Raw genomic sequence first — 24,048 nt, forward strand, 5'->3', positions numbered from 1 at the left:
GGGGCTCAGCCCCCTACCAGGCCGCGGGCGCGCCAGTTCTTGAAGATCGCGTTGATGCGATCCTCCGCCTCCGCGACGGCCTGCGCCGGGGACGCCTGGCCGCGGGCGGCGCGGCCGAACATCGTCGGCAGCACGTTGGTGTTGAAGATCTCGCCGATCGCCGGGTTGGACGGGCCCGGATAGCCGATGTTCGCGCTCCACGACGTCGCCGTCTTCAGCAGGGCCAGCTTGTTCGCCGGTTTCGCGCCCCACGGGTCGTTGTCCAGCCAGCCGTTCAGCTGCGGGACGACCGACGGCCACCCCGGCAGGTCGTACAGCTCCGAGTGGTAGGACACCGACGGGAAGTTCGCCGTGTAGTGCAGCAGGAACTCCTTCGCCGCGTCCGGGTTCGCCGCGTACTTGGGCACGATCCACTGCTGGATCACGTGCTGCGCCGCCAGCGCCGCCTTCGGGCCGCGCAGCGCGGGCACGAAGAAGATGTCGTCGCCGATCGCCCGGTTGGTGCCCATCGCGGTGCGCCACGCCGAGATCGAGTTGACGATGTAGGACGACTTGCCGGCGATGAGCGCCTGGTTGTTGGACGCGGGCGTCCAGGAGAAGACCTCGCTGGTCTCCGCCTCCTTGAACAGCCGCGCCATGTACTCGACGGCCGCCACGGTCGCGTCCGAGTTGACCACGACCCTCTCGTGCGGGTCCTGGACGGAGCCGCCGAACGACCACAGCAGCGCCCGCGCCGCCATGTTCGAGTCCGTCTCCGGGGACAGCCCGATCCCGCACGGCACCCCGGTCTGCTTCTTGATCTCCGCCGCGCCGCGCAGCAGGTCGTCCCAGCTCGTGGGGCCGTTCGGCATCCCCACCTTCTGCCACATGGACCTGCGGTAGTCGCCGGGGTCGGGCGACCAGCCGGGACAGTAGGCGTAGAACCGCCTGGTGTTGGGGTTGTAGCTCGACTTACGGCACAGCTCCAGTTGCTGCCCCCAGCGCCGGGTCGCCTCCTGCACCACGTCCGTCATGTCCAGGACGGACGGCTCGTACTGCGAGAACGGCGCGATGTGCTGGATGAGGTCGTGGCCGCGTCCGGCCTGGATCTCCGACGCGGCCCGGCGGGGGACGTCCACGGTGTTGATGTGGTCGACCCGGACGTCCACCCCGACCTTCTCGCCCCAGTCGGAGAGGAACTTGTCGAACCACTTGTCGTGCCGGGGCACGAAGTGGCTCCACATCAGGATGCTGAGCGAGCCGCCCAGCTTCTTGGCGGGGGAGGTGAACACCTCCTTCGGGGCGTTCCCGACGCTCTTGGCCTGCGGGCCGCTGGACTCGCTGGCGCACCCCGCCAGGAGACCGTACGCGCCCGCCGCGAGCGCCGTGGAGGACAGGAAGCCGCGTCTGCTGGTTTCGGCGGAGTCGGGTCGGGGGGTGTCAGGGGTACCGGGCCGGTCGGCCATGGGAGCTCTCCCTCGCCGGTGAAGGTCTCCCCTCGAAGGTAGATCGGCGAGGCCGTCTCATCCAGAGACGATCCGGTAACTCCACGTCACTCCGGTACCGCCGGGCCCGTCAGTCCCGGCGGTGCGCCCGTGTTACTTGCCGCTGGCCTCGATGTAGGCGGCGATGACCTCTTCGGGGTCGCCGTCCATGTGCATGCGGCCCTCGTCGATCCAGATGACGCGGTCGCACATCTCCTTGACCGTGTCCAGCTGGTGGGCGACGAGGAACACCGCGCCGGCCTCCTTGCGCAGCTCCTCGATCCGGCGCTTGCTCTTGCGCTTGAACTTGGCGTCGCCGGTGGCGAGCGCCTCGTCGATCAGCAGGACGTCGTGGGTCTTGGCCGCGGCGATCGCGAACCGGAGCCGGGCCCCCATGCCGGACGAGTACGTCCGCATCGGGTACTGGATGAACCCCTCCTTGAGACCGGCGAAGTTCACGATGTCCTGGTAGCGGGCCTTGGTCTCCGCCTGGGACATGCCCATCGCGAGGCAGCCGAGGACGATGTTGCGCTCGCCGGTGAGGTCCTTCATCAGCGCGGCGTTCACGCCCAGCAGGGACGGCTGGCCGTCGGTGTAGACGCCGCCCTGGTGCGGGGGCAGCAGCCCGGCGATGGCCTTCAGCAGCGTCGACTTGCCGGAGCCGTTCGTGCCGATGATGCCGACGGCCTCGCCCCGGTAGGCGACGAACGACAGGCCCTTGATCGCGTGGACCTCGGTCATCGTGGGCCGGTGCCGGCGGCGCAGGACCCGCGAGAAGGCGGCGGCGGCGTTGCCCTTCCCTCCGGCGCCGTACACGCGGTAGACGATGTGCAGGTCGTCCACGACGACGATCGGTTCCCGGGACGGGTCGATCTGGACGGGGTTCGTGGCGGGGTTCATGCGCACCTTCGTGTCAGCCACGGCCGTATCGCTCCTCGGCACGGTAGAAGAACATGAATCCGCCGACCAGCATGCCCGTGGCCCAAAGGAGGGCGTAGAGCCACAGCTGTGCTGACGACTCGACTCCCAGCTTGACGCGGACGTGCTCACGGTACTCGCCGAGGAGCACGTGCCGGCTCAGCTCGACGTACACGTACGCCGGGTTGGCCTGCAGCAACTCAGCGAGGATGGGGTACTGGGAGAGCTTGGAGCCCGGCTTCATCAGCGTCGGCAGGCTGAAGATGACGCCGGACATGTAGAGCCACGTCCGCATGACGAACGGGAGAAGCTGGGTGATGTCGCGGTTGAACGCGCCCAGCCGCGCCATCACCATGCTGATGCCCACGTTGAACATCAGCTGCAGTGTCACCACGGGGACGAACAGCAGCATGTTGAAGCTGATCGGCTCGCCGAAGGCGAAGATGATCGCGAACAGCACGACCAGGGCGAGCAGCAGCTGCTGGAGTTCGACAATGGCGATCGCCAGCGGCAGTGTGGCGCGCGGGAAGTGCAGCGCCCGGATCAGCGAGAGGTTGTCGCCGACCGATTTCGACCCGGCCGTGACGGACCGCTGGGTGAAGCCGAACAGGAAGACGCCGGTGACCAGGAACGGGATGAAGTCCGTCAAACCGCGTTTGGTGTCCAGCAGCACGCCGAAGATCAGGTAGTACACCGCCGCGTTCAGCAGCGGGGTCAGCAGCTGCCATACCTGGCCCAGCCGCGAGTCGGTGTACATCGAGATGTTCTTGGCGGACGCGAACGCCCAGATGAAGTTGCGGCGAGCCCACACTTCTTGGATGTACTTGCGCAGCGGGGGGCGCGCAGCGCTCTGCCTCAGCCCGTATCGTGCGGCGTAGTCGGCCAAGGTCCCGTTCACGTGCAGTGGCTCCGCGATCGTTCCGACCGACTCGCCACCCGGGGAACCGAGCCGTTCCGGGTGACTCATGTCGCGAAGCCTATTGCAGTCGATGAGCCGAGAGTGCCGTTCGCCCGCATGTGACCCCCGATTTGAGATCTTTACGGAATCATGTCGGTGCCCCTGGGGATACCCGGGACATGCGCGTCAATCGCTCACGGTGCAGCATTGTGCCATCACGGTCCGTCATTTCACATCGTCATGAGCCGGTGTCCAAACCCAGATCCGCCCTGTTGCGCAGGCTCGGGCGGGCGGACCGGTGGGCGTTCGACCGGGTGGCCGCGGCGCGGCTGCGCGGGCTCGAATACGTCCTGCCGCGATTGTCGCGAATCGCCGACCATGGTGTGCTCTGGTTCACCTCGGCCGGTGTGATGGGGCTCACCGGACGGCCCCGGCTGCGGCGGGCGGCGCTGCGCGGCTCGATCGCGGTCGCGGTGGCGAGCCCGGCCGTGAACCTCATCGGCAAGCACGCGTTCCGCCGCAAACGCCCCGTGGTGGACCTGGTGCCGCCGATCCGGATCCGCTGGAAGCTGCCGACCTCGCACGCGTTCCCGTCCGGGCACTCGGCGTCCGCCGCGGCGTTCGCGACCGGGGTCGCGCTGGAGGCGCCGCGCCCGGTGGCGATCCCGGTCGCGGCGACGGCCGCCGCGGTGGCGTTCTCCCGCGTCTACACCGGCGCCCACTATCCGGGCGACGTCCTCGCCGGTCTCGGGATCGGCGCGCTCGCCGGACTCGGCACGCGCATGGTGTGGCCCGCCCGTCCGCCGGTGGCCCGCGTGGAGCCGGCCGGCGAGCGGGCCCGGGTCACCGAGGACGGACGCGGTCTCGTCACGGTCGCCAACCTCGGCGCGGGCCCGGGCGGCGAGTCCGGCGGGATCTCGCTGCCGGGCCGCCCGGAGGCGACGCTCGACCTGCTCGAACGCGAACTGCCCGCGGCGGAGGTCGTCCGGCTGGGCCCGGACGCGGACCTCGACAAGGCGTTCGGCGAGGCGGCCGAGCGGGCCGACGCGCTCGGCGTCATCGGCGGGGACGGCACCGTGAACGCGGCGGCGCGGGCCGCGCTGCAGCACGGCGTGCCGCTGCTGGTCGTCCCCGGCGGGACGTTCGACCACTTCGCCCGCGCGCTCGGCGTGGAGTCGGCGGCGCAGGCGATCGCGGCGTACCGGAGCGGCCGGCTGGGCCGGGTGGACGTGGCCTACGCCGCGCCGGCGAGCGGCGCGGGCGGCGACGAGGAGCGCCCGTTCCTCAACACCGCGAGCTTCGGCGCCTACACCGAACTGGTGGACCGGCGCGAGCGGCTGGAGCGGCGGATCGGCAAGTGGCCGGCGCTCGCGGTCGCCGCCGTGCGCACGCTGCGCCACTCCGAGCCGGTCGACCTGTACGTGGACGGCCACAAGTACCGCGTCTGGCTGGCGTTCGTCGGCAACTGCGTCTTCGGTTCGCGGGGCGCCGCGCCCACCTGGCGCCGGCGGCTCGACGACGGGCGGCTGGACGTGCGGATGGTCGTCACCGGGCGGCGCGTGCCCCGCGTCCGCGCGGTCGCCGCCGTCCTGGCCGGGCACATGCACGTCACGCCCGGCTACCGGGAGTGGCGGGCGAGCGGCCTGGAGGTCGTCTCGGCGGACGGCGGGCTGCGGCTGGCGCGGGACGGCGAGGTGTCGTCGATGCCGGCGGCGGTCCGGTTCGGCAAGCACGCCGGCGCCCTGGCGGTGTTCTGCCCCGCACCCCGCGCGGCCGGGTAGCGGCCGCCGCGTGGCAGGGTGAAAGTATGCAGGGAACATATGAGCTGGGGCCGGACGACGGCCGCCTGCTGGTCCGGACGGGACGCAGCGGGCTCGGCCGGCGGGCGGGCCACGACCTGACCATCGAGGCGACCCGCTGGTCGGCGGCGGTCGAGGCCCGCGAGCCGCTGGACGCCTCGTCCGTCGAGGTGACCGTCGAGGTGGACGCGCTGGAGGTCCGGGAGGGCACCGGCGGCGCGCTGCCGCTGTCCGACCATGACCGCACCGAGATCGGGAAGAATCTGCGGAAGATCCTGGACACCGGGCGGCATCCGCGGATCACGTTCTCCTCGACGGCGATCGGCGACGACGTCATCGAGGGCGATCTGACGATCATGGGCCGGACGAACCCGGTCCGGATCGGCGCCGCCCTGGACGGCGACCGCGTCCGGGGCGGCGTCACCGTGACGCAGTCGCGCTGGGGGATCAAGCCGTACTCGGCGTTCTTCGGCGCACTTCGCCTGGCCGACGATGTGGAGATCGAGTTCGACGTCAGGCTTCCCGCTTAGCGCGGGCGGCGCGGGCGAACTGGTCGTCGAGGCTGCGGGGGAACGGCAGCATCCGGTGCCGTCCGCGCCAGGGCGCGTATTGGCGGACGGCGTTGAAACCGGCCGCGGTGATGATGCGCTCGACGTTGGGACCCGGCGTATAGGCGGGGTAGACGTCCAGGTGAGTGATGCCTGGGGGGAGACCTTTCGGCCTTCGGGGCGACACCAGGGTCATGGGTGGGCAGACCCGCTCGGCGGCTGCCATGTCCTGTGCGTAGGCGACGAGTTCCAGCGTCTCCAGGTCGGGGCCGCTGTGGACGATGAGCCAGCCGTCCACGTCGATCGGCTCCGACGGGGGGTCGATGAGGACCAAAGGGGAGACCTCGTCGGAGACCTCACGCAGATAGGCGTCATGGGCCGGTTCCAGAGGCTCCAGGACGAACGTCCGGTCGAAGCGCGGCGGGTCGGCGGGGAGCAGGGGCCGATAGGCGTCCCAGCGCAGCAGACGGGCCAGATGCGTCACCCGTACGCCCGGCGGAAACCGGGTGAGGTCGCCCTTCAACCCGGCCGGGAACGCGTCCACGATCACCTCGTCCGGCGCCGGGGCGGGGGCGGTCTCCACGACGTGCCAGCCGCCCGCGACGCGGGGATCGGCCGCGAACGGCGAGTTCGTCACCACGGTCACCGGGCCGTCCGGGCGCAGGGTGTGCAGCACGGACCGGAGCCGCGTCAGATGCCCCAGCCCGTCACCGGCCGCGTAGCAGACGATCACCGCGTCCCGTCGAGCACCGCGAGATATCCGGCGGTCTCGGCGGCCGGGGTGAAGTCGCGGCGGATGCGTTCCGCGCCCGCCGCGCCGAGTTTCGCCAGCTCCGCGGCGTCCGCTCGGGCCGCCCGGGCGATCGCCGCGCGGCAGGCGTGCGGGTCGCCGGCCGGGAAGGGGAACCCGATCTCCTCGTCCGCGACGTCCGCGAGCCCGCCGCCGTCCGACGCGAGCAGCGGCACGCCGAGCGCCGCCGCCTCCAGCGCCACGTTCGGCATCCCGTCGTAGAACGACGGCAGGGCGACGAGGTCGCAGCTCGCGTAGACGGACGGCAGGTCGTAGCGTTCCAGGAACGGCAGGAACGAGTGCGGGACGTCGCGCTCGGCCAGCCACTCCCGCACGGACTCCTCGACCTCACCGACCAGCAGCAGATGGAAGGCGTCGGCGTGCCCCGACGCGGCGAGCGCGTCCAGGAAGAAGCCGACGCCCTTCTTGACCTTGAGCTGCCCGATGAGGCCGACCGTCCGGCGTCCCGGCTCGACGTTCTCCTCCCGCCATGCCAGGCCCCGCTCCCGCTCGGACGGCAGAACGCGCCACTGCCCGGTGTCCACGCTGTTCGCGACGAACGTGACGCGGGCGTCCGGGGCCAGCGCCGACACCAGCGGCGCGTGGGAACGGGCGACGACGCAGACGCGGGACGAGGCGCGCAACGCCTCCGCCAGCACGCCGCGCCGCCGCATCGAGAACGCGCCGATGTCGATGTCGTTGCCGCGCAGCAGCGTGACCAGCGGCGCATCCAGCAGCGCGGACAGGACGGGCGCGGCGAGCAGCGCGTAGACGCCGCCGAACGCGACCACATGGCTGTATCCGGTCAGGTTCTCGGCGGTGATCGTGGTCCAGAGGCGGCGCAGCGCGTGCTCGGAGTCGTCCCCGAGCGGCGCGGTCAGCAGCCGCCCGCCGTGCTCCCGCCGCACGCCCCAGGGGCGGGCGCGGCGCGTCAGGTGGGCGACGTCGACCTCGACGCCCGCGCCGCGCAGGCCCCGCACGATCCGGTCGCATGACTGCGCCATACCGCCCTGGCTCGGCGGATAGTGCTCTGTGAGCCACAGGACACGGTGCATCAGCTGTCCACGAAGCCCGTGTCGAAGCCGGTGTCGTCGTCCGGCCCCCAGCCGCCGGCCGAGTAGTCGTCGCCCGGGTTGAACGCGCCGCGGTCGTACTGGTCGAACGACGAGTACCAGTAGGTGTCGTCGTACGCCTGCGAGCTGTGCCGGTAGTAGTGGCGCCGGTAGCCGCCCGCCCAGGACGGGTGGTGCGGGTCCTGCGTCCCGTACCCCTGCGCCGCGGCGCATTCGGGGCACAGCCCGTTCGGCCCGGCGTGGTCGCCGCAGACCGGGCGGCCGCACTGCGGGCAGGACACCGCCGCCGCCCGGCCGCAGCGTCCCAGCACGAAGAACCCGGTGGTCACGGCACAGCGGGTCACTTGGTCCTCCTCGCGGCCGTGCCCGGCGGCGTCCACCGGAACGGCTCCGTCGACACCTGCAGGATCCGGTCGGTCATCGCCTGGTTCTCCAGCGTGCCGGGGAACCGCGCGCTCGCCCGGATCACGAGCCGCTTGCCCTCCTTGACCTGAACCCTGAGCCAGCCGGGCGGCGGTGACGGGGGCCGCTGGACGGCGGCGTCCTTCGCCAGCCGCCGGGTGACCCGCACCAGGTGCACCGTCTTCGTCTTGTGCTTCATCTTGAGCTTGCCGCTCGCGCTGCGCTTGTTGTAGCTGCGGTTGCGGACCCGGTCGATCAGCTCCAGCTCGACGACGCTGCCGTCCCGCAGTTCCGCCCGCATCCGCAGCCACGGATCGAACGCGTACCACTGCTGCATGGACGAGATCTGCCCCCTGTTGGGCAGGGCCTGCTTGGGCCCGTTCTTCTCCGGGACGGTCGGGCCGCGCATGTCCGCCGCCACCGACAGCACCCCCTCCGGCGGCATGTCGGCCGCCAGCACCCGCAGCATCGGCACGAACACGCCCGGGACCCGTTCGGACAGCCGCCACTTGCGCCGCTTCACCACCGCGTCGTGCCCCGCGAGGCTCTGGATCACCGGCTCCCAGTCGTCCCGCCGCAGCGAGACCGAGAAGCCCTTCTCCAGGGTCAGCGCCTTGTGCAGCGGGTGGAACCGCCCGATGGCGGCCTTCTGCTTACGCCAGAACATGACGAACCACCTATCGAACCCGTGTCAACGTGCGGTAGACCTCGGCCAGCCGGGCGCGCGACCGCGCCCAGGTCAGGCTCTGCTCGATGTGCTCGCGGCCCCGCCGCCCCATCGCGGCGGCCTCCCGCGGGTACTCCAGCAGGATCCGGACGGCCCGCGCCAGCTCGGCGGGCCGGTCGGCCGGGACGAGCCGCCCGTGCTCCCCGTCCGCCATCAGCTCGCGGACGGCCGGCAGGTCGGAGGCGACCACCGGCACACCCGCCGCCATGGACTCGATCACCTTCAGCGGCGCGCAGCCCTGGTCCAGGTTGCGGGCGCATCCGGTCAGCGGCGCCACCGACACCTCGGCGTGCGCCAGCCACGCGGCGACCTCGTGGTGCGGCAGGGTGAACCGCCAGTCGATCCGCTCGGCGACACCGAGCCGCTCGGCCAGCCGCCGCACCGGCTTCGCGCGCCGCTCCGGGACGGACGCGCAGATCACCAGCCGGAGATCGGTGAGGTCGGCGAGCCGTGCGAAGGCGCGCATCAGCACGTCCAGGCCCTGCCACGGCTGCATCGCGCCGACATAGACGACATACCGCTTAGGCGCGTCCGCCGGCCGTTCGGTTTCGCCGGGCACGTCGGCCCCGTTCGGGACCAGGTGGATCCGGTCCCGCGGCACGCCCCGCTCCCGGACGGCCGCGCCGATCACCCGCGACGGCACCACGACGGCGTCGCTGCGCTCCAGGCAGAACCGCTCCAACTCGCGGATCTTGCCGAGCGTGCTCGGCGCCGCCCACGGCCACGTGTGGCTCATCTCGATGGACGGCAGGCCGTTGACCTCGTACACGACCGTGTGGCGCCGTCCGTCCGCGACCGCCGGCAGCGCGCTCCACGGGTCCCGGACGTGGCAGATCTCCAGCGTGTCCCAGTGGGGCCGGAGATGGTCCGCGACCCAGCCGGAGAACGCCTCGGCACGGTCGATCAGGTTCGGGATCGGCGCGTCGAACCGCGCGATCTCCCGCGTCCCCTCCCGCTGGTAGCGCGGCAGGCCACCGCCGCCGATCACGCCGAGCAGCCCGCCGCCGTACCGCGTGAACAACTCGTCGGCCATCTGCGCGATGTGCACCGCGGAACCCTTGCTGGACGGGAACCGGTCGAACGCGACATAGGCCGCCCTGTGCCTCATCCGACCCGCACCTCCTCCGGCATGGCCCGCAGCGCCCGATGCCAGGCGATCTGGTCGTCGAGGCCGTCCCGCAGACCGATCGCGGGCGTCCAGCCCAGCAGCCGCCGGGCCCGCCGCGTGTCGGCCCACGTCCGCGCCGCGTCCCCGGCCACGGGCGTCTCCCGCTGGATCTCCGCCTGCACGCCCAGGGCGCTGGTGAGCATGACGATCGCGTCCCGCACCGTCACGTGCTCGCGATGGCCGACATTGATGGCGATGCCGGGCGGAAGCTCCTCGGCCACCGCCGCCAGCGTCGCCGCGACGACGTCCCGCACATGCGTGAAGCTCCGCGACCTGCGCCCGTCCCCGAACACCGGCAGCGGGCGCCCGTCGAGCGCCGCCTCCACGAACCGGTGGAACGCCATGTCGGGCCGCTGCCGGGGCCCGTAGACCGAGAAGTACCTGAGCAGGACCGTCCGCAGCCCGCCGTCCGCCGCGAGACCCGCGAGCCGCTCCACCTCGACCTTGCTGACCGCGTACGGGCTCGCCGGGTTCAGCGGATCGTCCTCCCGGTTCGGCCGCCGCCCCGCCGACCCGTACACCGACGAACTGGACGCGATGACCACCTTCGGCCGCCGCCCCGCCGGCCGCTCCAGGCACGCCGCGAGCAGCCGCCGGGTGGCCGTCACGTTGTCGCGCTCGGCCACGGCCCGTCCCGGCCCCCACGAATCCCGCACGCCCGGCCGCCCCGCCAGATGGACGACGACGTCCGCGGCCGCGACGGCGGTCAGGTCGTCCACCGCGAGATCGACCTCGGCGGCGACGACGCCCGGTCGCGCCGCGACCTCCGCCCATGTCCGCCGCGCCACGTCCGGGGCGAGCGAGCGCCCGGGCGCGTCGACGGCGAGCACCTGATGTCCCGCGTCCGAGAACGCCTCGACCGCATGGCTCCCGATGAACCCGGCCGCCCCCGTCACAACCACCTGCACGCGGGAACTTTATCCGCCATCCCCCCGAACCGGGACAGGACTCGCGTCCCGGATCAATCGGGACGTCATCCCGGGTCAGGAGCGCAGGTGGCGGGCCGGATCCGCCGGCGTACGGCGGTTCAGCCGCCGGCCATGGCGCCCACCACGAGGAAGGGCTCGGCGCCCGCGGCGACCGGGACGGGGAGCACGGTGTCGGGAGGGGCGTGGGAGAGGTCCTCCTCGCAGGCGTGGAAGCGGACGAACGCCCGGCGGCGCCCGGTGGCGTGGTCGCGGATCGTTCCGCGCAGCACCGGGTGGCGGGTCTCCAGAGCGTCCAGGACGGAGCGCAGCGTGACCGGCGCGGGAACGTCCAGTTCGACCTCGCCCCGGACGCCGGCGAGGACCCGCAGGTGTGCGGGCAGCACGACGCGGATCATGGCAGCGTCTGGACCTCCACCGACAGCACGGCCGGCAGATCGCGGACGATGGGCGCCCAGGTGTCCCCGGCGTCCGCCGACACGTACACCTGGCCACCCGTCGTGCCGAAGTAGACGCCGCACGAGTCGAGCGAGTCGACGGCCATCGCGTCCCGGAGCACATTGACGTAGCAGTGGCTCTGCGGCAGCCCCGTGGTCAGCGGCTCCCACTCGTGCCCGCCGGTACGGCTGCGGTACACGCGCAGGCGTCCCTCCGGCGGGTAGTGCTCGGAGTCGCTCTTGATCGGGACGACGTAGACGGTGTCCGGCTCGTGCGCGTGGACCGCGATCGGGAAACCGAAGTCGCTCGGCAGGTCGCCGCTGATCTCATGCCAGGTCTCGCCCGCGTCGTCGCTGCGCATGACGTCCCAGTGCTTCTGCATGTACAGCACCTCGGGACGCGCCGGGTGCATCGCGAGGCGGTGCACGCAGTGGCCGACCTCGGCGTCCGGGTCGGGGATGCCCGCCGAGCGCAGGCCCCGGTTGATCGCCCGCCACGTCTCGCCCGCGTCGTCGGTGCGGAACACGCCCGCCGCGGAGATGGCCGCGAACATCCGCGCGGCGTCGGCGGGGTCGCGCACGATGGTGTGCAGGCACATCCCGCCGGCGCCCGGCTGCCAGGACGGCCCCGAGCCGTGCTCGCGCAGCCCCGGCAGCTCCCGCCAGGACGCGCCGCCGTCGACCGAGCGGAACAGGGCGGCGTCCTCGACCCCGGCGTACACCGTGTCCGGATCTGCCGCCGACGGTGCGAGATGCCAGACCCGCTTGAACTCCCACGGCCTGGGCGTGCCGTCGTACCACTGGTGCGTGCCGGGCACGCCCTCGTAACGGAACTCGTTGCCCATCGGCCGCCAGGTGGCGCCGCCGTCGTCGGAACGCTGGATCACCTGCCCGAACCAGCCCGTGGACTGCGACGCGTACAGCCGCGCCGGATCGGCCGGCGACCCCGCGACGTGGTAGATCTCCCAGCCGCCGAAGTGCGGCCCGCTGACCTCCCAGTCCTTGCGCGCGCCGTCCGCCGTGAGGATGAACGCGCCCTTCCGCGTACCGACCAGTACCCGCACTCCGCTCATGGCTGTCCCCTTCGAGAGCCGTCCGGCATGGCTTCACCGGCGATACCGACCCTCGCCGCGCCCGAAACTCATCGCGTGCCCCAAAGCCGTCTGGCACGGCGGACGCGAATTGGGCGCGTGGGCGTTCAGCGGGGGCGGGCCACGCGGGTTTCGTCCCAGACGGGTTCGGGGGACTCGTAGACGGAGCCGTCGGCGCCGAAGACCAGGTGGCGGTCGAAGGAGCGGGCGAACCAGCGGTCGTGGGTCACCGCGAGGACGGTTCCCTCGTAGGACTCCAGGCCCTCCTGGAGGGCTTCGGCGCTGGCCAGGTCGAGGTTGTCGGTCGGTTCGTCCAGGAGGAGGAGGGTGGCGCCGCCCAGTTCCAGCAGGAGGATCTGCAGGCGGGCCTGCTGGCCTCCGGAGAGCGTTTCGAAGGGCTGTTCCGCGCAGACGTTCAACTCGTAGCGGGACAGGGCGCTCATGGCGTCGTTGCGGAGGCGGGCGTGCTCGGTCATGACGATCTCGCACGGGGTGCGCCCGGCGAGGTCGGGGCGGGCGTGGGTCTGCGCGAACAGGCCGGGCACCACGCGGGCGCCCAGGCGGGCGACGCCGGTGTGCGCGACGGGTCTCACCGGGGTCGCGCTGCGGGGGAGCGTTTCGGCGACGGCGGTGAGCAGGCGCAGGAAATGTGATTTGCCGGAGCCGTTCGAGCCCAGGACGGCGACGCGTTCGCCGTACCAGATCTCCGCGTCGAAGGGCCTCATCAGGCCCGTCAGCTCCAGGTCCTCGCAGATCACCGCGCGTTTTCCGGTGCGTCCGCCGCGCAGCCGCATCGTGAGGTTCTGGTCGCGGGGCGGGATCTCCGGCGGGCCCGCCTCCTCGAACTTGCGGAGGCGGGTCTGCGCCGCGCGGTAGCGGGACGCGAACCCGTCGTTGACCGTGGCCTTGTTCCTGAGGGTGTTGACGAGTTCCTTGAGTTTCGCGTGCTCCTCGTCCCAGCGGCGGCGCAGTTCCTCCAGGCGCTCGATGCGGTCCCGGCGGGCGGCGGCGTAGGTGGCGAAACGGCCGCCGTGGATCCAGACGCGGCCCGCCTCGACGGTGACGATCCGGTCGGCGGCGCGGTCGAGGAGTTCCCGGTCGTGAGACACCAGCAGGACGGTCTTGGCCGTTTCCCGCAGTCTCTCTTCCAGCCACTGCTTTCCCGGGACGTCCAGATAGTTGTCGGGCTCGTCCAGGAGGAGGACCTCGTCGGGGCCGCGGAGGAGGGCCTCCAGGGCGAGGCGTTTCTGTTCGCCGCCCGACAGGGTGCGGACCTCCCGCCAGCGGCACCCGTCGTAGGAGACGCCCAGGGCCGCGACGCAGCAGGCGTCCCAGAGCACCTCGATCTCGTAGCCGCCGGCGTCGCCCCAGCCCGCGAGGGCCGTGGCATAGCGGAGCTGGGTGGGTTCGTCGTCGCGCTCCATCATCGCGAGTTCCGCCGCCTCCACCGCGGCGGCCGCCTCACGGACACGGGGCGGCGCCAGGGACAGCAGGAGGTCGTGCACGGACGAGTCGTTCCGCATGCTGCCGATGAACTGGCGCATCACGCCGATGCCGCCGCTGTGCCCCACGGTCCCGGACTGGGGCGTGAGGTCCCCGGCGATCAGGCGGAGGAGCGTCGTCTTGCCGGCCCCGTTCGGGCCGACGAGCGCGGCGGTGACGCCGTCACCGACCCGGAAGGAGACGTCGTCCAGCAGCGTCCTGCCGTCCGGCAGGACGTGGCTGATATGGCCGACCTCGACGTGCCCCACGGCGCAACCCCTCTCGATGACGTTCCGAGTCTCCGGAGGGCGCGCCGGGGGCGTCAAACGGTTTTCGCGAGCAGCGACCCGACGTGCGCGGCGACCGCGTCCAGGGCGATCTTCGACGTCTCGCCCGTGGTGCGCGCGGTGACCTCGGCGACGCCCTCGGCCAGGCCGCGGCGGCCCACCGTGACCCGGAACGGGATGCCGGTCAGTTCCACGTCGCGGAACTTCACGCCCGCGCGTTCGGGGCGGTCGTCGATCACGACCTCGACGCCGGCCCGCAGGAGGGCGGCGTAGACGCCCTCGGCGGCCTCGGCCACACCGGCGTCGTCGGGCTGGGCGGGCACGACGGCGACCTGGAACGGGGCCACCGAGAGCGGCCAGACGATGCCGCGCTCGTCATGATGGGTCTCGACGATCGCGGCCATCGCGCGTTCGACGCCGATGCCGTAGCTGCCCATGATCACCGGAACGAGCCGGCCGTCCGGGTCCAGTACCCGGGCGCCGAGGGCGCGGGCGTAGCGGTCGCCGAGCTTGAAGATGTGGCCGACCTCGATGGCCCGCACGATCTCCAGGGGTTCCCCGCAGCGGACGCAGGGCTCCCCGGCCGCGACCTCGCGCAGGTCCGCCCACGTGCCCACGTCGATGTCACGGCCGACGTCCACGCCGCGCAGGTGGACGTCGTCGGTGCCGGCCCCCGTGAACATGTCGCGGCGGCCCCGCAGCGCCTCGTCCGCGATCACCGGGAGCGCCGCGCCGACGGCGCCCAGGCTGCCCGGCAGCGCGCCCAGCGCGTCCTGGATCTCAGGCGGTTCGGCGGCGCGGATGTCGGTGGCGCCGGTGGCGTCCACGAGTTTCTGCTCGTTGAGCGGGTGGTCGCCGCGCAGCAGGACGAGCGTCAGCGTGCCGTTCAGGAGGTAGACGAGCGTCTTGATCTGGCGGTCGGCGGGCGCGTCATGGGCGAGGAGATCCTCGATCGTGCGGACGCCGGGCGTGTCGAACCGCTCCGGCGCGTCCGGTCCCGGCCCGTCGGACGCGGCCGGCAGCGCGGACGTCGCCCGCTCGATGTTCGCCGCGTACCCGCAGGAGGGGCAGCGGGCGACGAGGTCCTCGCCGACGTCGGCGGGGCACATGAACTCGGTCGAGCCGGACCCGCCCATGGTGCCGCTGGACGCCTCGCACGCCAGCACGGGAAGGCCGAGGCGCGCGAAGATCCGCGTGTAGGCGCCGTGGTAGGCGTCGAACGACGCGTCCAGGCCGGAACGGTCGATGTCGAAGCTGTAGGCGTCCTTCATGGTGAACTCGCGGGTGCGCATGAGGCCGCCCTTGGGGCGCGGCTCGTCCCGGAACTTGGTCTGGAACTGGTACCACTGCTGCGGAAGCCGCCGGTACGAGCCCAGCTCCCGGGCGACCGTCGCGAAGATCTCCTCGTGCGTCATGCCGAGCGCGTGGTCGGCGCCGCGCCGGTCGCGCAGCCGGAACATCTCCTGCCCCATCAGGTCCCAGCGGCCCGACCGCTGCCACGGCTCGGCCGGATGCAGCGCCGGGAGCAGCATCTCCTGCGCGCCGATCGCGTTCATCTCCGCCCGGATGATCTGGATGATCTTCGCCCGGACCCGGACGGCCAGCGGGAGCAGCGAGTAGTGGCCGGCGGCGAGCTGCCGGATGAAGCCCGCGCGGAGCAGCAGCCGGTGGCTCGGCGCGTCCGCCTCGGCGGGGTCCTCGCGGAGCGTGGGCACGAACATCTGGGACCAGCGCATCCCGCGAGGGTAACGAAACGTCCTTCTCAGCGCGGGCAGTCAGTACCCTTGTTCTCCGTGAGTCGAGAAGGTGTGACGCCGCAGAGCGAGGATTTCTCCGCCTGGTACAACGAGGTGGTCGTACAGGCCCAGCTCGTCGACCGTGGCCCGGTCCGCGGCACGATGGTCATCCGACCGTACGGTTACCGGATGTGGGAGCTGCTCCAGGCCGACCTGGACCGGCGCATCAAGGACGCGGGGCACGACAACGCCTGCTTCCCGATGCTCATCCCGGAGTCCTACTTCAAGCGCGAGGCCGAGCACGTCGAGGGCTTCTCCCCGGAGCTGGCGGTCGTGACGCACGCGGGCGGCAAGGACCTGGAGGAGCCGCTGGTCATGCGGCCCACGTCCGAGACCGTCATCGGCGAGTACATGGCCAAGTGGATCGACTCGCACCGCGACCTGCCGCTGCTGCTGAACCAGTGGGCGAACGTCGTCCGCTGGGAGATGCGGCCCCGGATGTTCCTGCGCACCACCGAGTTCCTCTGGCAGGAGGGCCACACCGCGCACATCGACGAGGACGACGCGATGCGCGAGACGATGTGGGCGCTGGACGCCTACGCGGGCGTGGCGCGCGAGCTCGCGGCGATGCCGGTCGTGGCGGGGGAGAAGACGCCCGGCGAGCGGTTCGCCGGCGCCGTCCGCACCTACACGATCGAGGGCATGATGCGGGACGGCCGGGCGCTGCAGGCCGGCACCTCGCACTACCTCGGCACCAACTTCGCCAAGGCGTTCGAGATCCAGTACCAGGACGAGGCGGGCAAGCTGACGCTCGCGCACACCACGTCCTGGGGCATGAGCACCCGCATGATCGGCGGCGTGATCATGACGCACGGGGACGACAAGGGCCTGGTCCTGCCGCCGCGCCTCGCGCCCTACCAGGTCGTGATCGTCCCGATCGGGCGCAAGGAGCAGGGCGAGCAGGCCGCCGCCGAGGCGCGCCGGCTGGGCGCGGCGATCAAGTCGATGGGCATCCGGGTGCACGTGGACGACAACCGCCCGCAGCTGTCGCCCGGCTTCAAGTTCAACGAGTGGGAGATGCGCGGCGTCCCGATCCGCGTCGAGCTCGGCAAGCGCGACATCGAGGGCGGCGTCGCGACCGTCGCCCGGCGGCTCCCGACCGCCGAAGGGCAGGGCAAGGAGCAGATCCCGCTCGACAAGGTGCCGGAGCTGCTGCCCGGGATGCTCGCCGACTTCCAGTCGTTCCTGCTGGCCCGCGCGGAGAGGTTCCGCGAGGCGGGTACCGCCGACGTGGACGCCTGGGACGCGTTCGCCGCGCAGGTCGCGTCCGGGTGGGCGCGCGCGTTCCACTGCGGCGAGCCCGGGTGCGAGGACGCGATCAAGGCCGACACCGCCGCGACCCCGCGGGTCATCCCGGCCGACGCGCCGGAGGAGAGCGGTGCCTGCGTGAAGTGCGGCCGCCCGTCCGCCTACGGCAAGCGCGTCATCTTCGGCCGCGCGTACTGACCCGCGAGCGCCCGCGCGATCAGGAGTCCCCGGAGGTCGCGCGGGCGCGCGCCCTCATCCGCGTCAGGTACGGCTGGACGAACCACACCCATCCGCACAGCCCCAGGATGCCCACGGCGGTGAGGACCACCGCGCCCGTCCGCTCCGACAGCGACACGATGATCAGCATGGTCGCCGACGTGATCGAGATCGCCAGCGCGAACGCGCCGATGATCCCGTACCGGTTGGCCCGTTTGATCAGCAGGGCCTTCTGCCCGAGCCGGAACAGGATGCGGTGCTGGAACACCGGGGCGATGAAGTAGATCGACGCGACCGCGGCCCCGAACAGCGCGAGGTAGAACAGCACCATCCCGATGCCGTCCACCTTGTCGAAGCCGGTGGAGAACGGGACGGTCAGCAGGAAGGCGAAAAGGACCTGCACACCGGTCGTCGCGACACGGAAACCCTGGAGAAGCTCCATCAGCTGCCGGTCGAGCCGCTCGTGCTCGGTCTCGTCACGGGGCTTGTCCGCGGGGTCAACGGTCATGACTCCGACTTACCCCAACGAACGATCACCATCCGGGCATTTCCCGCGCTACCCGAGGGTGGGCGGCTCCACGCGGAGCGCGAGCATCGACACGTCGTCGCGCAGGTCGCCGTCGCAGTAGTCGAGCAGCGCCCGCTCCACCCCGGCGAGCATGTCCTCCGGCGTGTGGCCGGCGTGCGCGGCGAGCGCCTCCAGCAGACGCTGCTGGCCGAACTCCTGCCGGGTCATGTCGCACGCCTCCAGGACGCCGTCGGAGTGCAGGACCAGGGTGTCGCCGACGGTGAGGTCGATCGCGTCGAGCCCCGCCTCGAAGTCCTCGAACAGGCCCAGCGGGACGCCGCCGCGGGACGCCGACCTGATCACCCCGTCGGCGCGCACCACGATCGCCGGGGGATGCCCGGCGGTGCCCAGCGAGACGATGATCCGTTCGGTCTCCGGCGTCAGCCCCGCCATCACCGCCGTGACGAACCGGTCCTCGTCCAGCAGCGCCTCGTTCACGATGCCGAGGACGTCGCCCGGGCACGCCTTCCAGCGGGACGCGAGCCGGACGCAGTGCCGCGCCGTCGCCGTGACCGCCGCCGCGTCCTCGCCCTTGCCGCACACGTCGCCGAGGACGAGGCCCCAGCCGCTCTCCGTGCGGAACACGTCGTAGAAGTCGCCGCCCACGTCCGAACCGTGCGTCGAGGTCAGGTACTTGGCGGCCACCCGCACGCCGGGGATCTCCGGCAGCCGCTTCGGCAGCAGCCCCGCCTGCAGCGTGTCCGCCACCTCGGCGCGGCGCCGGTACAGCCGCGCCGCCCGGATCACCAGCGCCAGATACCGGCCGAGCCGCTGCACCACCCCGAGATCCATCAGGTCGAACGGGCCGTACTCGCCGCTCGCCGCCAAAGTGATCGTTCCAATGGCGCGGTCGCCGTCCTCGATCGGCACGCTCAGGACCGATGTCACGCCGATCTTGCCGCAGACGGGCTGGCCGTCCGGGCAGACACCGAGCACGTCGAGGTCCTCCACGTGCGGGCGCAGCGCGCTCTGCCGGGTGACGAACACCGTGTGCGGGAGCGTGCCGTGCGCGGGCTCGACCTCCTCCAGCATCCGCGCGGCCTCGACCGAATGCTCGTCCTCCGGGCCCATCACCACCTGGCGGCGCAGTTCGGGTGCCGCCCCCGCGGCGTGGATGCCGCCCTGCGCGCCGCCGCCCGGCCCGCCGTTCGGGCCGGTCAGGTCGATGAACGCCCAGTCGGCCAGCTCGGCGGCCAGCAGCCGGGCGCAGCGCCGGACGGCGACCGTCTCGTTGAAGACCGGCTCGTCCAGCAGCAGTTCGCTCGCGGTGGCGAGGACGTCCATCCGGTGGACGATCGTCGCCACGGCCTCGTCGTCGCCCGGACCGCCCCGCTCCGTCCGTGCCTGGTGCCGGGCGGCCCTGTCGTGGGCCTTGTCATCGGTGGGCGTGGTCGTCGGCCCGGCCGCCACCACGACCATCGGGTCGGGCTCGCCGCGGATCCACACCCGCGCCAGCGTCACCACGGCGTCGACCGGATGGTCCCGGCCGAGGAAGCGGACGTTGACGCGGCGGCGCCGCCCCGTCCGGACCACCGCGGCCAGCTGCGAGCGCACCGCCGCGCGGGTCGCCATGTCGCAGAACGCCGTGAACTGCTTGCCCGACACGTAGCCGGACGACGTGCCGAGCAGCACCGCCGCCTGCCGGTTGACCCGCCGGACGCTCGTCGTGCGGTCCAGCAGGAACAGCGGGACGGGCGCGTCCTGGAACACGGTGCGCAGCACCCGGCGCTCGTTCTCCGCCGCGGCCGACCCGCCCTGCCCACCGGTCTGCTCGCCGCCCATCGTGCGCAGCACGGTCAGCGCCAGCTCCAGCTCGACCAGCGCGGCGTCCAGGGTGGCGCGCAGGTCGGGTTCCGGGACGCCGGCGGCCTGGCGCAGCTCGCCGATGCGTCCCTCGAGGTCCGAGATCTCCCGCATCAGGGTCTCGGGTTCGAGCTGGTCGGGCTGATCGTGCATCTGGTCTCCTCTCGTCCGCATCACACGGTGGAACCAGTTCGGTCCCGCCCGAACCGGGCCGGGCCACGATCTGCGGGGCCGCTGTCGAGCAGCCTATTCGCATCACCTTCGTGCGTCTGTAAGCACGGCCTAGGAAAGCCCCTGATCACCGACGATACGCTGGGCGAGAGCGGTCAACTTCACATGCCGCGTCTGTGAGATACGGCGCATCTCGGCGAACGCCTCGTCGGCGTCGCAGCCGAGCGCGTGCATCAGGATGCCCTTCGCCTGATCGACGACCGCGCGTGCCTCCACGGCCTCCTGCAACTGGATGGCCGTGCGGTGCACGTCGTCGTACTGCTGGGAGTTGGACACGGCGGCGGTGCCCTGGGCGAGCAGCAGGGACGCGAGGGCGTGCCGGCCGTGGCCGAGCGCCTTCGGCGTCACCCCGTACAGCGTCAGCGTCACCAGGACCGGCGGGTTCAGGTGCGGGGTCGTAGTGAAGCAGCGCACGCCCCGGCGCAGCATGTCCGACATCGACTCGGGCCAGCGGGTCTCGGCGAGGATGTCGTCGGACGTCAGCGCCCGGCGGGCCCGCACCACGTCGAAGATCGGCCCGTGGCCGCGGGACAGCTGCCGGTCCGTCACCTCGGCGAGATCGGGATGGCTCGCCGCGGCGGCCAGCGGCTCCGGCCGCGCCTCCTCCGGCGCCCGGACGTCCATGACGGTGTCCGGGCCCATGGCGGGCATCGGGACGGTTCCGGCCGGCGGCCAGCCCGCGCCGTCCCCCCGCGCGGAGGGCAGGGCCCAGCGCACGCTCGCCGCACCCGCGCAGCCGGGGACGGCGCGCGCGGCCAGCTCGGTCACCCGGTGCAGGGTGCCCACGTCGGAGGACGCCCCGACCATGCCCAGGCGGGCGATCTCAAGCGCGAGCTGGTCCGTCAGGACCGTTTCGGTGGGCGTCATCCCTACGAGATTATCCTGACCGGCCGGTTCTGGTGCCCGGCCCGCTCCGCGGCCCTGATGTTTCATGGGGAGTCCTAGTTGTTGGGCGGCGCCTTGCTGATCTCGGAGAGGAGCCCGCCCTCCCCGTCCGCCAGCGCCAGGTCGCCGATGGACACGACGCCCACCGGACGCTGCTCGGCGTCCACGACGGGGAGCCGCCGGACCGCCTGCTCGCACATCAGCCGCGCCACGGTTCCGGTGTCGTCGTCGGGACGGACCGTGATCAGCTCGGCGGTGCACACCTCGCCGAGGGGCGTCAGCGCCGTGTCGCGGCTCTCCGCCACCGCGCGGACCACGATGTCGCGGTCGGTGACCACGCCGCACAGCCGTCCGGCATAGGTGACCAGCACGTCGCCGATCCCCTCGTCGCGCATCACCCGGGCGGCCTCGTACAGCGTCGCGTCCAGCGGCAGCGACTGCGGCGGCGCCGTCATCACGTCGCTGACCCTCGATGGCATCGCGCGCACATCCTCCCGAATCGTCCGCGGCTCGCGCGGCCCGTGTGCGCGCCCTACCCGCGGTCGGCGCGCCTATTCGGACAGTTCCGGGTCCGGCCGTCGTTTCGTGCGATCAGCAGCGAAAACGGTACCGGTCCGCGACCGCGTGGTGTCGTCATCGCCGTACTCGGCCCAAGAGCGTACAGGTTCTCCACGCTGCCGTCCGGTCGCGCTGCGGCGACGCGGCGGGCTACGCCGCGAGGGTGTGGGCGGCGCGGTGGCCGGCCAGGGACTCGCGGAGCTGCTTGCGCCCGCGGTGCAGGCGGGACATCACCGTGCCGATGGGGGTGCCCATCAGCTCGGCGATCTCCTTGTAGGGGTAGCCCTCGACGTCGGCGAGGTAGACGGTGTCCCGGAAGTCCTTCGGGAGCGCGTGCAGGGCGGCGGTCACCCGGGAGTCGGGGATGCGGTCCAGCGCCTCGGACTCGGCGGACCGGAAACCGGACGCGTACGCCTCGGTCTGCGCGAGCTGCCACTCCTCCAGCTCCTCGGAGCCGGCGCGCTGGGGCTCGCGCTGCTTCTTGCGGTAGGTGTTGATGAAGTTGTTGGTGAGGATGCGGTGCAGCCACGCCTTGAGGTTCGTGCCCTCCTGGAACTGGTGGAAGTTCACGTAGGCCTTGGCCAGGGTCTCCTGGACGAGGTCCTCGGCGTCTGCGGTGTTGCGGGTCATCCGGACGGCGCTTGCGTAGAGCGGGTCGGCGAGCGGCAGGACGTCCCGCTCGTAGCGCCGGGTGCTCTCGATGTTCGTGATGCTCCTCGACTCGTGGCTGGCGTTGCGGCGGCCGTTGTCGCCCTCGGCGTTGCGGCGGACGGGTGTGGTGACAGCGGTCATCGTCGCTCCCCGTGGTAGGGCCCCCGTGAAGGGCCGGTTGCATGGCGCGTGGTCGGGGGCACGCGCGGACCGGGCGGACGAAGCCGCCCCCCTTGAGTGGTACGTGCCACCGTTCCCGGCGGGTTCGAAGGAGAACTCGGCCTCGCATGGGGAGTGGGCCGAGGGTTGGTGCGCGGGTCGGCGCCGGCCAGAGCGACCCCGTACTCCGGGACGTCGCGGGCCCTGCTCGATCGAGCGCTTTACCACCCGCCGGTGGTCTTCTGCCATGTAAGACGCAAGGAGAAGGTCAAAAGGTTGCCTTACCTGGGGTGTCATCTGTCACATCCCGGTAGGCGCCGGGTCAACGGGTCGGCAGGTGACCGGCCAGTACCGTGCGGACGAGCGCCGCCGCGAACTCCTCCGGGGCCGCCGGGAGCCCGGCGCCCGCCGTCACCGCGTCCGGGCCGGCGAGCCGGGTCAGGAAGGCGTGCTGCTGGCAGCCTCCGAGCAGGGCCGCCGCGATGAACGGGACGGGTGCGTCCGCCGTGAGCCGTCCCGCGCGCTGCTCGGCCTTCAGGTAGCCGATCAGGGCGGTGTGGCCCATCACCGGACCGGCCGTCGTGCCCTCGGGAGGGCCCGCCGGGGGACCGCCCGGCGCCCCGGGCGGTGGCGTTTCGTCCTGGCCGCCTCTGGTTCGCGCTCTGGTTCGCGCGGGCGCCTTGGCGGCGGCCTCCCTTTGCGCTTTGACGGGGCCGTTCTCGCGCAACCAGGCGATCAGCTCGGGGTCGGACAGGACGGGCCCGGTCATCGGCAGTAGTTCGCCATAGAAGCGGACCATGTCCGCGGCCAGGCGGACGAGGTTCTCCTCCACCGTGTTCTGCCCGGCGGACCCGGCGAGGGTCGCCATCGCCGTGCGCGCCGTCCCCGTCACCTCCGCCAGAGCCGCCGCGAACAGCGCCGTCTTGTTCGCGAAATGGTTGTAGAGGCTGCCCTCGGAGACCCCCGCGCCGCGCGCGATCTCCTTGGTCGTCGCGGCCACGATCCCGCGCGCCCGGATCACCGTGACGGCCGCGGCGAGGATCCGGTCCCGCATCGGTTCCGCTGCTGCCAACCCTTGTGTCACCTTTCCTTCCGCCGTGGACGTTAGCACCCGCGCATGGATGAGTGAGCACTCACCCGAGTCATTTCCGCAGACTTCCAGCACATCCGTCTCACGCAAGGTAATGTTGCACTTACCGTGAGTTGCCGGGGCTTCGGGTGTCTTCGCCCGGGAGGGGGACCGCATGGTCATCACGGACCTGCTGGGAGTGGCGAGGATGACCGCCATCACCCTGAACGAGCGTGGCCAGATCGGCCACTGGGACGACACCGCCGCCGAACTGTTCGGGGCCGGGGCGCCCCAGGCCGTGGGCCGCCCGCTCACGACGCTGCTGCGGTTGCCCCGCGAACACCGCGGCGCCTTCGAGCCCGAGACGTTCGGGCACGTCTGGTGCGGCGCATGCACGCTGCCCCGCGTCGACACCGGCGAACCGGCCGAGGTCGGCTGGTGGGTCTATCCGATCGGCGGCGAGCACGGCATCAGCGTCCTGGCGCTGGCCACCGACCTGCGCGGGCTCCGCCGGGACGGGATCGGCATCACCATCGGCGACCTGCTGCTCGCCCCACCCGACGGCCCCGCCGGGCCCGGCACCGCGCCCCGGTCCGCCACCATGCGGCTGCTCCGCGTCGAACCCGCCCTCACCACCCCGTCCACGGACGAGCCGGACTCCGTCACCGGCCCGTTCGCCGACCGCCTCGCCGCACTCCTGCCCGCGCTCGCCCCGGCCGCGTTCGAGCGGATCACCGCACGGGTGCTCGGCCTCGGCCGCCCGGCCGTCTCGCTCGGGCTGACCATCCGGCTGCCGATCGTCCCGCCCGCCGGGCCGGCCCCGGCCGTCCCGGCGCCGAGGCCCGCGGCCGCGCC

General features: G+C 72.2%; 23 protein-coding genes. 4 read left to right on the forward strand and 19 right to left on the reverse strand.

The features are described from left to right. Positions 1–5 precede the first annotated feature (5 nt). The 3 genes from AF1_RS18985 to AF1_RS18995 form a co-directional block, all read right to left on the reverse strand. Complete coding sequence (locus AF1_RS18985) at positions 6–1,445, reverse strand: ABC transporter substrate-binding protein (protein WP_084263097.1); 1,440 nt, start codon at positions 1,443–1,445, stop codon at positions 6–8. 132 nt (positions 1,446–1,577) lie between these two features. Then, the gene (locus AF1_RS18990; protein WP_067800743.1) at positions 1,578–2,363 is read right to left on the reverse strand and encodes an ABC transporter ATP-binding protein; all 786 of its coding nucleotides are present in this window, start codon (positions 2,361–2,363) and stop codon (positions 1,578–1,580) included. Between the two features lie 13 nt (positions 2,364–2,376). Continuing rightward, complete coding sequence (locus AF1_RS18995; RefSeq protein ID WP_084263098.1) at positions 2,377–3,348, reverse strand: ABC transporter permease; 972 nt, start codon at positions 3,346–3,348, stop codon at positions 2,377–2,379. A 179-nt stretch (positions 3,349–3,527) separates the two neighbouring features. Here AF1_RS18995 and AF1_RS19000 point away from each other — a divergent pair, with 179 nt between their 5' ends. Together AF1_RS19000 and AF1_RS19005 are read left to right on the forward strand one after the other, a co-directional pair. Beyond that, positions 3,528–5,060 carry a bifunctional phosphatase PAP2/diacylglycerol kinase family protein gene (locus tag AF1_RS19000; RefSeq protein ID WP_067800676.1) on the forward strand — a complete coding sequence of 511 codons (1,533 nt, stop codon included), beginning with the start codon at positions 3,528–3,530 and terminating at the stop codon, positions 5,058–5,060. Between the two features lie 26 nt (positions 5,061–5,086). Then, complete coding sequence (locus tag AF1_RS19005) at positions 5,087–5,608, forward strand: YceI family protein (RefSeq protein ID WP_067800680.1); 522 nt, start codon at positions 5,087–5,089, stop codon at positions 5,606–5,608. Here the strand turns inward: AF1_RS19005 and AF1_RS19010 are convergent. From AF1_RS19010 to AF1_RS19055, 10 genes are all read right to left on the reverse strand, one after another. Further along, positions 5,592–6,359 (reverse strand): hypothetical protein, encoded by a 768-nt coding sequence (locus AF1_RS19010; protein WP_067800683.1) that lies wholly within the window; start codon positions 6,357–6,359, stop codon positions 5,592–5,594. The two genes, AF1_RS19005 and AF1_RS19010, sit on opposite strands and share 17 nt — an antisense overlap. Continuing rightward, positions 6,356–7,471: a glycosyltransferase family 4 protein gene (locus AF1_RS19015; RefSeq protein WP_067800685.1), complete on the reverse strand. Its 1,116-nt coding sequence runs from the start codon at positions 7,469–7,471 to the stop codon at positions 6,356–6,358. The genes AF1_RS19010 and AF1_RS19015 overlap by 4 nt, the downstream gene beginning before the upstream one ends. After that, on the reverse strand, positions 7,471–7,833 hold the full coding sequence (locus AF1_RS19020) for a hypothetical protein (protein WP_067800749.1): 363 nt from the start codon (positions 7,831–7,833) through the stop codon (positions 7,471–7,473). The genes AF1_RS19015 and AF1_RS19020 overlap by 1 nt, the downstream gene beginning before the upstream one ends. Beyond that, positions 7,830–8,558: a hypothetical protein gene (locus AF1_RS19025; RefSeq protein WP_067800688.1), complete on the reverse strand. Its 729-nt coding sequence runs from the start codon at positions 8,556–8,558 to the stop codon at positions 7,830–7,832. Before AF1_RS19025 ends, AF1_RS19020 begins: the two co-directional genes overlap by 4 nt. A 10-nt stretch (positions 8,559–8,568) precedes the next feature. Beyond that, positions 8,569–9,726 (reverse strand): glycosyltransferase family 4 protein, encoded by a 1,158-nt coding sequence (locus tag AF1_RS19030; protein WP_067800691.1) that lies wholly within the window; start codon positions 9,724–9,726, stop codon positions 8,569–8,571. Further along, on the reverse strand, positions 9,723–10,694 hold the full coding sequence (locus AF1_RS19035; RefSeq protein WP_242608764.1) for an NAD-dependent epimerase/dehydratase family protein: 972 nt from the start codon (positions 10,692–10,694) through the stop codon (positions 9,723–9,725). Before AF1_RS19035 ends, AF1_RS19030 begins: the two co-directional genes overlap by 4 nt. A gap of 119 nt (positions 10,695–10,813) precedes the next feature. Next, positions 10,814–11,110: a MoaD/ThiS family protein gene (locus tag AF1_RS19040; RefSeq protein ID WP_067800694.1), complete on the reverse strand. Its 297-nt coding sequence runs from the start codon at positions 11,108–11,110 to the stop codon at positions 10,814–10,816. Beyond that, positions 11,107–12,222: a WD40/YVTN/BNR-like repeat-containing protein gene (locus AF1_RS19045; protein ID WP_067800697.1), complete on the reverse strand. Its 1,116-nt coding sequence runs from the start codon at positions 12,220–12,222 to the stop codon at positions 11,107–11,109. Before AF1_RS19045 ends, AF1_RS19040 begins: the two co-directional genes overlap by 4 nt. Positions 12,223–12,347: 125 nt before the next feature. After that, a complete protein-coding gene (locus tag AF1_RS19050; protein ID WP_067800701.1) occupies positions 12,348–13,991 on the reverse strand; it encodes an ABC-F family ATP-binding cassette domain-containing protein in 1,644 nt (547 codons plus the stop codon). 53 nt (positions 13,992–14,044) lie between these two features. Then, the gene (locus tag AF1_RS19055; protein ID WP_067800704.1) at positions 14,045–15,745 is read right to left on the reverse strand and encodes a proline--tRNA ligase; all 1,701 of its coding nucleotides are present in this window, start codon (positions 15,743–15,745) and stop codon (positions 14,045–14,047) included. Between the two features lie 57 nt (positions 15,746–15,802). On the opposite strand from AF1_RS19055, the gene proS reads away from it, so the two are divergent. Further along, on the forward strand, positions 15,803–17,251 hold the full coding sequence (gene proS / locus AF1_RS19060) for a proline--tRNA ligase (protein ID WP_242608765.1): 1,449 nt from the start codon (positions 15,803–15,805) through the stop codon (positions 17,249–17,251). Positions 17,252–17,270: 19 nt separating this feature from the next. Here the strand turns inward: proS and AF1_RS19065 are convergent, their stop codons facing one another. From AF1_RS19065 to AF1_RS19090, 6 genes are all read right to left on the reverse strand, one after another. Next, positions 17,271–17,777, reverse strand: a complete 507-nt coding sequence (locus AF1_RS19065; RefSeq protein ID WP_067800711.1) for a DUF6328 family protein — start codon at positions 17,775–17,777, stop codon at positions 17,271–17,273. 48 nt (positions 17,778–17,825) lie between these two features. Then, positions 17,826–19,793, reverse strand: coding sequence for a SpoIIE family protein phosphatase (locus AF1_RS19070; RefSeq protein WP_067800717.1), 1,968 nt, complete (start codon positions 19,791–19,793; stop codon positions 17,826–17,828). A gap of 129 nt (positions 19,794–19,922) precedes the next feature. Next, positions 19,923–20,738, reverse strand: coding sequence for an ANTAR domain-containing response regulator (locus AF1_RS19075; protein WP_067800720.1), 816 nt, complete (start codon positions 20,736–20,738; stop codon positions 19,923–19,925). Between the two features lie 74 nt (positions 20,739–20,812). Beyond that, entirely contained in the window at positions 20,813–21,235 is a 423-nt protein-coding gene (locus tag AF1_RS19080; RefSeq protein ID WP_067800723.1) for a CBS domain-containing protein, read from the reverse strand. Between the two features lie 229 nt (positions 21,236–21,464). Further along, positions 21,465–22,106: a sigma-70 family RNA polymerase sigma factor gene (locus AF1_RS19085; RefSeq protein WP_084263100.1), complete on the reverse strand. Its 642-nt coding sequence runs from the start codon at positions 22,104–22,106 to the stop codon at positions 21,465–21,467. 340 nt (positions 22,107–22,446) lie between these two features. Further along, positions 22,447–23,196 (reverse strand): TetR/AcrR family transcriptional regulator, encoded by a 750-nt coding sequence (locus AF1_RS19090; protein WP_165488362.1) that lies wholly within the window; start codon positions 23,194–23,196, stop codon positions 22,447–22,449. 172 nt (positions 23,197–23,368) lie between these two features. Here AF1_RS19090 and AF1_RS19095 point away from each other — a divergent pair. Continuing rightward, the coding region (locus tag AF1_RS19095) for a nitrogen regulation protein NR(II) (RefSeq protein WP_169804046.1) at positions 23,369–24,048 on the forward strand (680 nt) is incomplete at its 3' end.

This window comes from Actinomadura formosensis NBRC 14204 (assembly GCF_001552155.1).
Classification (GTDB): Bacteria; Actinomycetota; Actinomycetes; order Streptosporangiales; family Streptosporangiaceae; genus Spirillospora; species Spirillospora formosensis.

What these genes read in the sequence shown, in the direction of transcription:
- AF1_RS18985 (WP_084263097.1), bottom strand. Translation starts at nt 1,445, where the DNA reads ATGGCCGACCGGCCCGGTACCCCTGACACCCCCCGACCCGACTCCGCC.
- AF1_RS18990 (WP_067800743.1), bottom strand. Translation starts at nt 2,363, where the DNA reads ATGAACCCCGCCACGAACCCCGTCCAGATCGACCCGTCCCGGGAACCG.
- AF1_RS18995 (WP_084263098.1), bottom strand. Translation starts at nt 3,348, where the DNA reads ATGAGTCACCCGGAACGGCTCGGTTCCCCGGGTGGCGAGTCGGTCGGA.
- AF1_RS19005 (WP_067800680.1), top strand. Translation starts at nt 5,087, where the DNA reads ATGCAGGGAACATATGAGCTGGGGCCGGACGACGGCCGCCTGCTGGTC.
- AF1_RS19015 (WP_067800685.1), bottom strand. Translation starts at nt 7,471, where the DNA reads ATGCACCGTGTCCTGTGGCTCACAGAGCACTATCCGCCGAGCCAGGGC.
- AF1_RS19025 (WP_067800688.1), bottom strand. Translation starts at nt 8,558, where the DNA reads ATGTTCTGGCGTAAGCAGAAGGCCGCCATCGGGCGGTTCCACCCGCTG.
- AF1_RS19030 (WP_067800691.1), bottom strand. Translation starts at nt 9,726, where the DNA reads ATGAGGCACAGGGCGGCCTATGTCGCGTTCGACCGGTTCCCGTCCAGC.
- AF1_RS19040 (WP_067800694.1), bottom strand. Translation starts at nt 11,110, where the DNA reads ATGATCCGCGTCGTGCTGCCCGCACACCTGCGGGTCCTCGCCGGCGTC.
- AF1_RS19045 (WP_067800697.1), bottom strand. Translation starts at nt 12,222, where the DNA reads ATGAGCGGAGTGCGGGTACTGGTCGGTACGCGGAAGGGCGCGTTCATC.
- AF1_RS19055 (WP_067800704.1), bottom strand. Translation starts at nt 15,745, where the DNA reads ATGCGCTGGTCCCAGATGTTCGTGCCCACGCTCCGCGAGGACCCCGCC.
- AF1_RS19065 (WP_067800711.1), bottom strand. Translation starts at nt 17,777, where the DNA reads ATGACCGTTGACCCCGCGGACAAGCCCCGTGACGAGACCGAGCACGAG.
- AF1_RS19070 (WP_067800717.1), bottom strand. Translation starts at nt 19,793, where the DNA reads ATGCACGATCAGCCCGACCAGCTCGAACCCGAGACCCTGATGCGGGAG.
- AF1_RS19075 (WP_067800720.1), bottom strand. Translation starts at nt 20,738, where the DNA reads ATGACGCCCACCGAAACGGTCCTGACGGACCAGCTCGCGCTTGAGATC.
- AF1_RS19080 (WP_067800723.1), bottom strand. Translation starts at nt 21,235, where the DNA reads ATGCCATCGAGGGTCAGCGACGTGATGACGGCGCCGCCGCAGTCGCTG.
- AF1_RS19085 (WP_084263100.1), bottom strand. Translation starts at nt 22,106, where the DNA reads ATGACCGCTGTCACCACACCCGTCCGCCGCAACGCCGAGGGCGACAAC.